Genomic DNA, 12,297 nt, shown 5'->3' on the forward strand with positions numbered 1-12,297 from the left:
GGGAGATCGATCATGGCGTACTATCGGCACGCGGGCAGTATTCCGCCGAAGCGGCACACCCAGCATCGGGACGACAGTGGCCGGCTTTATTTCGAGGAGTTGATGGGCGAGGAAGGGTTCTCCTCGGACTCGTCGCTTCTGTACCACCGCCACATTCCCTCGGCGATCGTCGATGCCACCGTGTGGGACTTGCCGGACCAGCGCACGACGCCCAATCATCCACTCGAGCCACGTCATCTGAAGTTGCACGACCTCTTCAGCGAGGCTGACTGGCCCGAGACCGACGTGGTCACCGGGCGTCGGCTGATTCTGGGCAATGCGGACGTGCGTATCTCCTACGTGGTCGCGGGCAAGGAGTCGCCGCTGTACCGCAATGCGATCGGCGACGAAATGGTCTATGTCGAATCTGGTTCTGCCACAGTTGAAACCGTGTTCGGCGCTCTGGAAGCCGAGCAGGGCGACTATGTTCTACTTCCGATGTCGACCACGCACCGGTGGATTCCGAAGGGCTCGGAACCTTTGCGGGCTTACGCGATGGAAGCCAACAGTCACATCTGCCCGCCGAAGCGGTATCTGTCGCGGTTCGGCCAGTTCCTGGAGAATTCGCCGTACTGCGAACGCGATCTGCACGGACCCTCCGAGACCCTGCAGGTCGAAGGTTCTGACGTCGAGGTGCTTGTGAAACACCGTACGTCGCACGGGATCGTCGGGACGCGAATGGTGTACGCGGACCACCCCTTCGACGTGGTGGGTTGGGACGGGTGCCTGTACCCGTACACCTTCAACGTCTCCGACTACGAGCCCATCACGGGGCGCGTACACCAACCACCGCCCGCGCATCAGGTGTTCGAGGGCAACAACTTCGTGATCTGCAACTTCGTACCCCGCAAGGTCGACTACCACCCGCTGTCGATCCCGGTGCCGTACTACCACTCGAATGTCGACTCGGACGAAATCATGTTCTATTGCGGTGGAGACTACGAGGCGCGCAAGGGCGCCGGAATCGGTCAGGGTTCCGTTTCGGTCCACCCCGGCGGCTACGCCCATGGGCCGCAGCCCGGTGCATACGAACGCAGTATCGGCGTCGAGTTCTTCGATGAACTGGCCGTCATGGTCGATACGTTTCGGCCACTCGAACTCGGCGAGGGTGCTCTGGCCTGCGAAGACACCGGCTACGCCTGGACCTGGGCGGGGCGGGGGCCCAAGCGGTGATTCCCGACCTGTTTGCCGGTCTTTGCGACGATGCCGCCCTCTTCCCGCCAAGCAACACGCCTATCGGGGAGGCACTGGTCGCCCATGCGCGGCACCGGTCGGCACCCTATGCAGCACTCGTGGGTCCGTTCGTCATTTCCGATGCCTGGTTGGGTGAATTGGAACCCGGCGACCTCGAGCTGAGCCTGACGCTGCCCGGCGGTCCGGGATCTCTCGAGCCGGCTTTCGCGCGACTGGCCTCTGTGGACGGCGCCAAGCCGGTTGGCCTCGAGATTGCCGTTCCAGCAGAGCAGTCGGTGAGCGAACTCCTGAGTGAACTCGGCCGTGTGTCCGCTCTCGCCCCGGACCTGGACGTCTTCGTCGAAATCCCACGCGACGACCGAAGACCGGGGTTGTTGTCAGCGCTGGCCGACACACCATTCGCCGCCAAATTCCGCACGGGAGGCGTAGTCGCCAAGGCATACCCGGACGAGGACGAGCTTGCGGCCGCGTTGCACAGCGTGGTCGAGGTCGGTGTCCGCTTCAAAGCGACCGCGGGCCTGCACCATGCTGTCCGCAACACCGATCCGCAGACCGGATTCGAACAGCACGGCTTCCTGAACGTGCTTCTGGCGACCCGACAGGCGCTCGACGGGGCTCGGGTCACCGAGTTGGCGGAGACTCTCTCCGAGCGCGATGGTGCCCGAATAGCCCGAGAACTGAGCGATCTATCCGAAGACACGATCACCGAACTGCGCGCGACATTCCGATCCTTTGGCACCTGCAGCATCCTCGACCCCCTCGCGGATCTCGTTGCCCTGCAACTTGTGCCCACTTCCGTTCTCGTTCGCGCAAATGAAGAGGCCCCCGCATGACCGTTCTCGACATCCCCCCCGATTCCCTCTTCGGGCTCGAGAATCTGCCCTATGGGGTGTTCCAGCCGAGGGGTTCCGCACCACGAGTGGGAGTGCGGGTGGGTGATTCCGTGGTGGACCTCGCCGCCGAACTGGGCGACGCCGTCTTCGCGGAATCGACCCTCAACCCTTTCATGGCGCAGGGCCGTGGCCGCTGGACTGAAGTTCGCCAGCAGGTAACCGAACTCGTTCGGGGCGACATCACCGACACCGCGGTGTTCGCGGTCGACGAGGTGACGATGCACTTGCCCGTGGCAGTTGCCGACTACGTCGATTTCTATGCGTCCGAGAACCACGCCACCAACCTCGGGCGGCTGTTTCGTCCGGACTCGGCACCGTTGATGCCCAACTGGAAGCACCTTCCGGTCGGGTACCACGGTCGTTCCAGCACCGTGATCGTCTCCGGTACAGACGTCGTGCGCCCGTGCGGACAACGGAAGACGCCGGAGACCGACTCACCCGTCTTCGGACCGTCTCGGCGCCTGGATATCGAGGCAGAGATGGGATTCATCGTCGGCGTTCCCACACAGCTGGGGCAGACCATCGCTCCGGATCGGTTCGCAGAGCACGTGTTCGGCGTGGTCGTGGTGAATGATTGGTCCGCCCGCGACATACAGGCCTGGGAATACGTGCCGTTGGGTCCCTTCCTGGGAAAGAGTTTTGCGACATCCATCTCGCCCTGGGTGGTTCCGCTCGATGCGCTCGAAGCTGCTCGTATCGACACCCCAGCGCAAGATCCCGAACCACTGCCATACCTGCGCGGGCAAGAGAAGTGGGGTCTGGACATCGATCTGGAGGTCGAGTGGAACGGCCACGTCGTGTCGCGCCCACCGTATTCGCAGATGTACTGGTCGCCGGCGCAGATGCTTGCCCACATCACGATCAACGGTGCCACAGCCAGCACCGGTGACCTCTTCGCCTCCGGGACCGTCTCTGGGCGGGAGAAGAACCAGCGGGGTGCGTTCATCGAACTGACCTGGGGTGGAAAGGAACCCGTCAAGGTCGGTAACCACACCCGCACGTTTGTCGAAGATGGCGACGAAATCTCGATATCGGCCACCGCACCCGGAACGAACGGTACCCGCATCGGGTTCGGTGAGGTGCGGACACGCATTCTTCCTGCGACAGCGGATGGTGGGCAGGAAGAATGAGACCGAACTTCGCCACCACAACTGTCGAGCGAGACACCGGGATCGCGTTCGTGACGTTGAACCGACCCGAACGACGTAACCCGCTCTCACTCGAAGCCATGCGGGATGTCACTGCGACACTTAGGAAGTTGGGCGGCGACGACACGGTGCGCGTCGTCGTGATCGGGGCCGCCGGTCCAGCGTTCTCCGCGGGACACGATCTGAAGGAGATGATCGGTCGAACGCTCATGGAGGAGCAGGCCATTTTCGATGCGTGTGTCGAGATGATGCAGGCGGTGGAGGGAATCGGACAACCTGTCATCGCTTCGGTTCAAGGAGCGGCGCTGGCGGCGGGCTGCCAGCTCGTTGCATCTTGTGACCTCGTGGTCGCGTCGTCGAATGCCACGTTCGGGACGCCGGGCGTGAAAATCGGCCTGTTTTGCTCGACACCGATGGTGGCAGTCAGCCGGGCAATCGGACGCAAGCGCGCGTTGCAGATGCTTCTGACCGGTCAAACGATCGACGCAGATACCGCAGCGGACTGGGGCCTGGTCAACCTGGTGGTGCCGGACGAGGATCTCGCCGCCGAGACCCGCGCGCTCGCAGAAAGGATCACGACGGCCAGCCCATTGACGGTGAGGATCGGCAAGCAGGCGTTCTACCGTCAGATCGACCTGCCGCAGGACCGGGCGTACGACGCGATGGCGGAGACGATGGCTACCAACGCTGTCAATCACGATGCGCAGGAAGGCATGCAAGCGTTTCTCGAAAAGCGCACTCCGCAATGGGAAGGGAGGTAGCCGAGGCTCGAGCCGTTGCGCCGCCGAGCCGACCAGTGGAGGATTGACGTGCAGTGGCTGCGGCCGCGGGCCGTTGGTGTGCGCTGACGGTGGACCGCGACGGGTCGGTCACCGAGTTTTTTTGCTCGCAGCAGGGTATCGGCCCTGCCGGAGGAGATGAGTGATGTTCATCCAGGTCATGCAAGGAAAAGTAACGGACGAGGAGGGCTTGAACAGGTGCCTTGACAAGTGGGTCAACGAACTGCAACCGGAGGCGATCGGGTTCTTGGGAACCACGCAAGGATTGTGCGATGACGGGACGTTCATCGCGTTGGCCCGGTTCGAATCCGCCGAGGCAGCCAAACGAAACAGCCAGCGTCCCGAACAGGGCGCATGGTGGGCTGAGGCGCAGCGGTGCTTCGAGGGAGGGAAAATCGAGGTGATGGACTGTCCCGAGGCCACGTCGTGGATGGGCGGAGGCTCGGACGAGGCGAAGTTCGTGCAGGTGATCGAGGGCCACACGACCAACGCGAGTCGGATGCGGGAAATAATGAACGAGGCCGAACCCCAGTTGCGTGAGCTGCGCCCCGAGATTCTCGGCGGAACGCTTGGGACCTACGGCAAAGACGGATTCGTGGAGGCCGTGTACTTCAGTTCCGAGTCCGAGGCCCGGTCGCACGAGAAGATGCACAGGCCGGCCGAGTTGCAGTCATTGTTCGAAGAAGAGAGCCGGTTGAGGGCGGACGTGTCGTACTACGACATGCACAAGCCGATGCTGGTCACTGCAAAGCGGTAGAGGTTCTCCATAGGGCGGGAAGACCACCCTCGAGATACCGGACCGCATCGCTTCTCGCAGGCGGTCCGGTTCCGAAACCCACAGCCTGATACCGCAACATCCCTTTCGGATACTAGAACGAGGGGAGCCGCAATCAGCGCCGCGTCGAGGCTCGCTCGACGAGTTCGACGGGTAGCGCGAGCGACTCCACCTCGTTTCCCGCCATCACCGACAGGAGATGACCCACCCCGGTGGCGCCGATCTGACGTGCAGGTGACCGGATCGTGGTCAGCGGGACCGGAAGTTGTGCAACGACCGGAATGTCGTTGTATCCGACGAGCGCGAGATCTTCCGGGATGTGAAGGCCGAGGTCGCGGGCGACGCCGAGAACGCCGATGGCGATCGTGTCGCTGACTGCAAAGATCGCCTTCGGGCGCGATTCGGGTTCCAGGAGTGTTCTTGCTGCGGCGACACCGCCTGACACTTCGAAGTCCGAGTGGACGATCCGGGCGGGATCCAATGTGACCCCGCGTTCTGCCAGCGCGCCGCGAAACCCGGCAAGACGATTCTGTGAGGTGCTGGCGTAGTCGGGGCCGGCGATGACGGCGATCTCGGTGTACCCGAGGTCGAGCAGGTGCTGCCCGGCCAGGTATCCACCTCTGTGATCGTCTCCCGACACGAAGGGCAGGCCTACGTCGGTGTGGCGGTTGAGTTGCAGCATCGGTAGTTCGCCTACCGGGAGGGAGTCGACGAATTCACGGCCGGGACTGTGCAGGCTGCTGAGCAACAGGCCGTCCACCTGCCTGCTGACGAGGAATTCTATGGAGCGGCGCTGGGCGTCGAGGTCATCGGGGGGGCTCGACAGCAGCACCGAATAGCCTGCCTGGGTCGCGGTCTCTTCGATGCCCTGGAACATTGTCGCGACAACCCCGTCGGTGAGGCGCGGCATCACGACGCCCAGCGTTGTGGTCTTTCGTGTACGCAGACTCGCGGCCCACAGATTGGGTTGATAGCCCAATTCGGTTGCAACTTCACGGACACGTCGCGCGGCTTCGGACCATCCGTCGGCAGGCTCGGGCTGGCGGAGCACACGCGATGCCGTCGACACATGAACACCGGCGCGCTCGGCGATCTCCCGCAGGGTAGGCGGACGACGCCCGGAGGTGCGGGTCAGGCGATCCGGCAGATTCACGTTCGATCCTCGCGGTCAGGGGTTCGGGCCCGGGCACGTCACAATTGACGGCGGCCGGACAGCGTCATAGCCTACGTGCCGAAATCGATTGCGCAATCGTTCTTGCGAACGTTTGTGCGCGCGCCTGCCGGCCTCGTGGAGGAACCATGTCCGATCCGCAGACCCTGACCCAGTTGTTCGAGCTCGACTCCCTGCTCGACGCGGAGGAGATCGCGATCCGAGATACCGTGCGCCGATTTGCCGAGGAACGGATCCGTCCTCACATCGGCGAATGGTTCGAAGCGGCGGCACTACCCGTCAGGGAGTTAGCGGAAGGTCTCGGTGAGCTCGGCGTTCTCGGCATGCACCTCGACGGTTACGGGTGCGCCGGAATGAGCGCCACCGCGTACGGTCTGGCCTGCCTCGAACTCGAGGCGGTGGACTCCGGAATCCGCAGCCTCGTTTCGGTGCAGGGATCGCTGGCGATGTACGCGATCCACCACTACGGCAGCGAAGATCAGAAGCAGGAGTGGCTACCGCGCATGGCCGCGGGCAAGGCGATCGGATGTTTCGGGCTGACCGAGCCCGACTTCGGGTCCAACCCTGGCGGGATGCGTACCAACGCCAAGCGGGACGGGAACGATTGGGTGCTGAATGGCACCAAGATGTGGATCACCAACGGGTCCGTCGCCGACGTCGCCGTGGTGTGGGCACGCGCCGACGACGGCGTCCGCGGATTCGTCGTGCCTACCGACACCCCCGGCTTCTCGGCACCGGAGATCAAGAACAAGATGTCGTTGCGGGCATCCGTCACATCCGAGCTGGTGCTCGAAGACGTGCGCCTGCCCGCCTCTGCCATGCTTCCAGAAGCGAAGGGGCTGTCCGGACCGCTCGGCTGCCTGAACGAGGCACGCTTCGGCATCATCTTCGGATCGATGGGCGCAGCGCGTGATTGCCTGGAGACCGCGATCTCGTACGCGCAGGACCGTCAGGTTTTCGACAAGTCTCTCGCCGCGTATCAGATCACTCAGGCCAAGATCGCCGACATGGCCGTCGAGGTCGGCAAGGGGCATCTGCTCGCCTACCACCTCGGGCGGCTCAAGGACCGCGGCGTGGTGCGCCCCGAACAGGTCAGTACGGGCAAGCTGAACAACGTCCGCGAGGCCATTGCCATTGCCCGCGAGTGCCGAACCATCCTGGGTGCGAACGGAATCACGCTGGAGTACCCCGTGATCCGGCATGCCAACAACCTCGAGTCCGTCCTCACCTATGAGGGCACGTCAGAGGTGCACCAACTGGTGATCGGAAAGGCGCTGACCGGCGAGGACGCATTTCGGTGAGCGGGTCGCTCGAGGGCTTGCTGATCGCGGACTTCGGCCGCGTGCTCGCCGGGCCGTATGCCACGATGCTGCTTGCCGATCTCGGTGCCGACGTCGTGAAAATCGAACGTCCGGGATCCGGTGACGATACCCGGCGGTGGGGTCCGCCCTGGGTGGGAGACGAGTCCACCTACTTTCGCTCGGTCAACCGCAACAAGAGGTCCTTCGCATGGGACTTGCGCGACCCTGATCATCTCGAGCAAGTGCGGGAATTGGTCACCCGCGCGGACGTCGTGGTGGAGAACTTCCTTCCCGGGACGATGGATCGGTTCGGACTCGGTTACGACACCGTGCGCGAGCTCAATCCCGGTATCGTCTACTGCTCGGTCACCGGTTTCGGTGGACAGAACCATCTGCCTGGGTATGACCTGCTCATTCAAGCGGTCGGTGGACTGATGAGTATCACAGGACCCGATCCGCAGACCCCGACCAAGGTGGGAGTCGCGATGGTGGATGTCGTTACCGGACTGCACGCCGCTGTCGGGATCCTCGCTGCGCTTCGGCACCGGGACCGCACCGGAGAAGGTCAATGCGTAGAAGTGAACCTGCTGTCATCGTTGTTGTCGGCACTCGTCAACCAGACGTCGGGATACGTTGGTGCGGGTGTGATTCCGCAGGCAATGGGTAACAAGCACCCGAGCGTCGCTCCGTACGAGGTGTTCCAGACCGGCGACAAGCCGCTTGTGCTGGCGGTGGGTAACGATCGTCAATTCGCCTCTCTCGTCAAGGTTCTCGGAATTCCCGAACTCGCCCAGGACGAACGCTACGAAACCAATGACCGGCGGGTGGCGCACCGGGAACAGCTGGTCGAAGATCTCACCGAGGCGTTGTCTACGGACACCGCTGACGCATGGTTCGACCGACTCACCGCCGAGGGAGTCGCCTGCGGACCGCTCAACGACATCGCCGACGCCGTCGCACTGGCCGAGCGTCTCGGCCTGGAACCGGTGGTGGAGATCGACGATTCGAACCGGGCCGAACCCGTACGCCAGGTAGCGAACCCGATTCGGTTCAGCGTCACACCCGCAACCTACCGCAGCGCACCGCCGCGCCTCGGTGAGCACACCCCGCCGGAGCGTCCCGGCCGAGGTCGGTCAGTGTAGGGCTGTTCGAGCAGCCCTTGCCCGATGATCGCGCGTGGCGTTCACTACGAATTGGGTCGGCGCATCGTTGGTGTCAGCCGACCGTCCAGCAACTGAGAACACGCGGAGTTCCTTGTTCTCTTCGTTCGCTCTCGGTGCCGCGTGACCAGCAACTATTCTGGATTTCAACACGAACTCTCCGACGGTTCGATGTACGGCAAGGGGTGGATAGCGATGGCGGATCGACCACGCGAAAACCGTGAAGTACTTCCGATTCCGCATCGGCAGTATCTCGGCCTGGTGACCTACGACGCGAAGGACCCGGACACTTCGTTTCCGCCGATCGAGCCACTGCGACCACCGGCCGGTGCCCCTAATGTGCTCGTCATCCTGCTCGATGACGTGGGTTACGGGGCAAGTAGTGCCTTCGGCGGGCCGGTGAAGACTCCGACCGCAGAACGCTTGCAGCGCGGCGGTCTCACCTACACCCGGTTCCACACCACCGCTTTGTGCGCGCCGACCCGAACTGCGCTGCTCAGCGGACGTAACCATCACTCGGTGGGGATGGGCGCGGTCACCGAGATGTCGACTTCGGCGCCGGGGTCCTCGGGTCTGCGTCCGAACACCAAGGCGCCCCTGCCCATGACATTGAAACTCAACGGCTACTCGACGGCCCAGTTCGGCAAGTGTCATGAGGTACCGCCCTGGCAGACCTCGCCAGTCGGCCCTTTTGATGCCTGGCCCTCAGGTGGCGGTGGGTTCGAGCACTTCTACGGGTTCGTCGGTGGCGAGACGAATCAGTACTACCCGGCGCTCTATGAGGGATTTTCCCCCGTGGAACCGGACAAAGGACCTGAGGACGGCTACCACCTCACCGAAGACCTGGCCGACCATGCCATCGAGTGGGTTCGCGCCCAGAAGTCTCTCGCGCCCGACAAGCCGTTCTTCATGTACTTCGCCCCCGGCGCCACGCACGCACCGCACAGCGTTCCCAAGGAGTGGGTCGACAGATACACGGGCAAGTTCGCCGAAGGTTGGGACGCGCAGCGTGAAACGACACTTGCGAAACAGAAGCAGCGCGGCGTCGTTTCGCCCGATGCCGAACTGACCGCCCGGCCGGAGGTGATCCCCGCCTGGGACGACATGGACGATGCCCTCAAGCCGGTGCTCGAACGTCAAATGGAGGTATACGCGGGATTCCTCGAGCACACCGACTTTCAGGTCGGTCGCGTTATCGAGGCAATCGACGCATTGGGCGCGCTCGAGGACACGTTGGTGTACTACATCATCGGTGATAACGGGGCCTCCGCCGAGGGAACGCTCAACGGGGCGTTCAACGAGCTGGCGAGTTTGAACGGGCTCCCCGAGGTAGAGACGACGGAGTTCCTGACGGAGGTCAAGGACAAGTTCGGAACGCCCGAGGCCCACAATCACTACTCGGTGGGTTGGGCGTGGGCTATGTGCGCACCCTTCCAGTGGACCAAGCAGGTCGCTTCCCACTGGGGTGGCACCCGCAACGGAACTATCGTGCACTGGCCGACCGGAATCGCAGGCAAAGGAGAGATCAGGTCGCAGTTCAGTCACGTCATCGATGTAGCGCCGACGGTCCTCGAGGTGGCGGGACTTCCTGAGCCCACATTCGTCAACGGCGTGCAACAGTCGCCGATCGAGGGCACCAGCATGGCGTACAGCTTCGACGATGCGGACGCACCGGAACGGCACGACCTGCAGTATTTCGAGATGTTCGGCAACCGCGGAATCTACTACAGGGGGTGGAGCGCCGTCACCCGACACAGCACACCCTGGTTGGCGAACGAGGTTCTGCCCGCGTTCGACGACGACGTATGGGAACTCTACGACGGAGCCGCCGACTGGACGCAGGCACACGATCTGGCGGCCGAGATGCCCGAGAAGCTCGCAGCATTGCAGAGGCTGTGGTTGATCGAGGCCGTGAAATATAACGTACTGCCGATAGACGACCGCCGGTTCGAAAGGTTCAACGCGACCATTGCCGGCCGTCCACAACTGATTTCAGGCAACAAGCAGGTTCTGTTTCCGGGAATGAAGCGGCTCAGCGAGAACAGCATCCTCGATATCAAGAACCGGTCGTTCACGGTGACTGCAGCGATCGAGACACCCAGGAAGGGCGCCGCCAACGGCGTGATCATCGCGCAGGGCGGTCGTTTCGGCGGATGGGCTCTGCACGTCAACGCAGGACGTGCACAGTTCGTCTACAACCTGCTCGGCATAACAGAGTTCGTGATCACGGCCTATGAGGACATCCCTGCGGGGAGTCGGCAGATCCGAGCCGAGTTCGCTTACGACGGAGGCGGTCTCGCGAAGGGCGGCGACGTCACTCTCTACTACGACGGTCGCAGCGTCGGCACCGGCCGGGTCGAACAGACCCACCCGATGATCTTCTCCGCGGACGAGACCACCGACATCGGCGACGACTACGGTATGCCCGTCAGTGCCGGCTACAACGGCGCTACCAAGTTCAACGGGCGTATCGAGGTTGTGCAGTTGGATGTCGGCGACGACGACCATTCTCACCTGATCGACCCGGCTGAAGTCGCCCGGGTGGCCATGAGCCGTCAGTGACGGCGCCGCCGCATCTCGGCGAGGGTAGCTATCGGCCGGGTGGTCAGCGAAGGGCCTGTTTGATCAGCCCTCGTCCGACGATGAGGCGCTGGATCTCGCTGGTGCCCTCGTACAGGCGAAGTAAGCGAACGTCGCGGTAGATTCGTTCGACGGTCACGCCCCGCATGTAGCCGCTGCCGCCGTGAATCTGCACCGCCAGATCTGCCACCTTGCCCACCATTTCAGTGCAGAAGAGTTTTGCGACCGACGGTGCGATCCGCCGGTCTTCGCCGGACACCCATGCCCGGGCGGCGTCGCGCACGAGCGACCGTCCGGCCATCACTCCAGCCTGCTGATCGGCAAGCATGGCCTGCACCAACTGGAACTCGCCGATCGCGGAGCCGCCCTGGGTGGCGGTGGTCGCGTAGTTCAATGATTCGTCGAGGGCACGCTGGGCGGCACCGACAGACAACGCCGCGATGTGCACACGACCGCGGGCGAGGGACGTCATAGCGGCGCGATACCCGACGTCTTCGCTTCCGCCGACCAGAGCCGAGTCCGGGACCTGGGCGTCAGTGAAGTGCACGTCCGCCGTCCACGCACCTTCCTGACCCATTTTCCGGTCCTTGGCTCCGACCAGAACACCCGGAGCGTCGGCGGGGACGAGGAACACGGCGATACCGGTTCCGTCCGCGTCTGCGGGTCGGGTACGGGCGAAGACCACGAACAAGTCGGCGAGGGGAGCGTTGGTGATGAACCGCTTCTCGCCGTTGATGATCCAGCCGCCATCGGTACGAGTGGCCCTGGAACGCAACCCCGACGGATCAGACCCCGCACCCGTTTCGGTCAGCGCGAACGATGCGACCACATCGCCCGAGGCGATGCGCTCCAGCCACATTGCCTTCTGCTCGGCGGTGCCGTAGTTGACCAGCACCTGGCCCGCGATTCCGTTGTTGGTGCCGAACATCGACCGGAGTGCGAGCGAGGAGTAACCGAACTCCATGGCGAGTTCGACGTCCTGAGTGAGGTCGAGGCCGAGGCCGCCCCACTCCTGGGGGATGGCGTAACCGAACAGGCCCATCGCCTTGGCCGCGTCTCGGATATCGTCCGGAATGGCGTCGGCATCCATGATCTCCTGCTCGCGCGGAATCACTGACGTGCGTAGGAAACTGCGCGCCTGCGCGAGGATATCCCGAAAATCCTCGGAACCGACCTGCGACGTCATGGAATCACCGACCCGCCAAATTGTCAGGGAACACAGACGAATGGTAGCTGCCCGAGCAGAGGGGCGGTGGT

The 12,297-nt window shown here is 63.5% G+C and carries 10 protein-coding genes; 8 read left to right on the forward strand and 2 right to left on the reverse strand.

Annotated elements, in window-relative coordinates:
- The first annotated feature begins 12 nt into the window (after positions 1-12).
- The 5 genes from AB0I57_RS01025 (at position 13) to AB0I57_RS01045 (ending at position 4,810) form a co-directional block, all read left to right on the forward strand.
- The gene (locus tag AB0I57_RS01025) at positions 13-1,212 is read left to right on the forward strand and encodes a homogentisate 1,2-dioxygenase (RefSeq protein ID WP_358328584.1); all 1,200 of its coding nucleotides are present in this window, start codon (positions 13-15) and stop codon (positions 1,210-1,212) included.
- Positions 1,209-2,066 (forward strand): hypothetical protein, encoded by an 858-nt coding sequence (locus AB0I57_RS01030; protein WP_358328587.1) that lies wholly within the window; start codon positions 1,209-1,211, stop codon positions 2,064-2,066. Before AB0I57_RS01025 ends, AB0I57_RS01030 begins: the two co-directional genes overlap by 4 nt.
- Positions 2,063-3,256 (forward strand): fumarylacetoacetase, encoded by a 1,194-nt coding sequence (fahA, locus tag AB0I57_RS01035; protein ID WP_358328590.1) that lies wholly within the window; start codon positions 2,063-2,065, stop codon positions 3,254-3,256. Before AB0I57_RS01030 ends, fahA begins: the two co-directional genes overlap by 4 nt.
- Positions 3,253-4,035, forward strand: coding sequence for an enoyl-CoA hydratase (locus tag AB0I57_RS01040; protein WP_358328593.1), 783 nt, complete (start codon positions 3,253-3,255; stop codon positions 4,033-4,035). The genes fahA and AB0I57_RS01040 overlap by 4 nt, the downstream gene beginning before the upstream one ends.
- A 163-nt stretch (positions 4,036-4,198) precedes the next feature.
- Positions 4,199-4,810 carry a hypothetical protein gene (locus AB0I57_RS01045; RefSeq protein WP_358328596.1) on the forward strand — a complete coding sequence of 204 codons (612 nt, stop codon included), beginning with the start codon at positions 4,199-4,201 and terminating at the stop codon, positions 4,808-4,810.
- 133 nt (positions 4,811-4,943) lie between these two features.
- Here the strand turns inward: AB0I57_RS01045 and AB0I57_RS01050 are convergent, their stop codons facing one another.
- On the reverse strand, positions 4,944-5,981 hold the full coding sequence (locus AB0I57_RS01050; protein WP_358328599.1) for a LacI family DNA-binding transcriptional regulator: 1,038 nt from the start codon (positions 5,979-5,981) through the stop codon (positions 4,944-4,946).
- A gap of 146 nt (positions 5,982-6,127) precedes the next feature.
- Between AB0I57_RS01050 and AB0I57_RS01055 the strand changes: the two genes are divergently transcribed.
- From AB0I57_RS01055 to AB0I57_RS01065, 3 genes are all read left to right on the forward strand, one after another.
- The gene (locus tag AB0I57_RS01055; RefSeq protein ID WP_358328602.1) at positions 6,128-7,300 is read left to right on the forward strand and encodes an acyl-CoA dehydrogenase family protein; all 1,173 of its coding nucleotides are present in this window, start codon (positions 6,128-6,130) and stop codon (positions 7,298-7,300) included.
- Entirely contained in the window at positions 7,297-8,442 is a 1,146-nt protein-coding gene (locus AB0I57_RS01060) for a CoA transferase (RefSeq protein WP_358328605.1), read from the forward strand. Before AB0I57_RS01055 ends, AB0I57_RS01060 begins: the two co-directional genes overlap by 4 nt.
- 213 nt (positions 8,443-8,655) lie before the next feature.
- Complete coding sequence (locus AB0I57_RS01065; protein WP_358333002.1) at positions 8,656-11,022, forward strand: arylsulfatase; 2,367 nt, start codon at positions 8,656-8,658, stop codon at positions 11,020-11,022.
- Positions 11,023-11,065: 43 nt separating this feature from the next.
- Here AB0I57_RS01065 and AB0I57_RS01070 read toward each other — a convergent pair whose 3' ends face one another.
- Complete coding sequence (locus AB0I57_RS01070) at positions 11,066-12,226, reverse strand: acyl-CoA dehydrogenase family protein (RefSeq protein ID WP_358328608.1); 1,161 nt, start codon at positions 12,224-12,226, stop codon at positions 11,066-11,068.
- Between the last annotated feature and the right edge of the window lie 71 nt (positions 12,227-12,297).

Source organism: Rhodococcus sp. NPDC049939 (assembly GCF_040656415.1).
Taxonomy (GTDB): domain Bacteria; phylum Actinomycetota; class Actinomycetes; order Mycobacteriales; family Mycobacteriaceae; genus Rhodococcus_F.

What these genes read in the sequence shown, in the direction of transcription:
- AB0I57_RS01065 (WP_358333002.1), top strand. Translation starts at nt 8,656, where the DNA reads ATGGCGGATCGACCACGCGAAAACCGTGAAGTACTTCCGATTCCGCAT.
- fahA (WP_358328590.1), top strand. Translation starts at nt 2,063, where the DNA reads ATGACCGTTCTCGACATCCCCCCCGATTCCCTCTTCGGGCTCGAGAAT.
- AB0I57_RS01070 (WP_358328608.1), bottom strand. Translation starts at nt 12,226, where the DNA reads ATGACGTCGCAGGTCGGTTCCGAGGATTTTCGGGATATCCTCGCGCAG.
- AB0I57_RS01055 (WP_358328602.1), top strand. Translation starts at nt 6,128, where the DNA reads ATGTCCGATCCGCAGACCCTGACCCAGTTGTTCGAGCTCGACTCCCTG.
- AB0I57_RS01045 (WP_358328596.1), top strand. Translation starts at nt 4,199, where the DNA reads ATGTTCATCCAGGTCATGCAAGGAAAAGTAACGGACGAGGAGGGCTTG.
- AB0I57_RS01040 (WP_358328593.1), top strand. Translation starts at nt 3,253, where the DNA reads ATGAGACCGAACTTCGCCACCACAACTGTCGAGCGAGACACCGGGATC.
- AB0I57_RS01025 (WP_358328584.1), top strand. Translation starts at nt 13, where the DNA reads ATGGCGTACTATCGGCACGCGGGCAGTATTCCGCCGAAGCGGCACACC.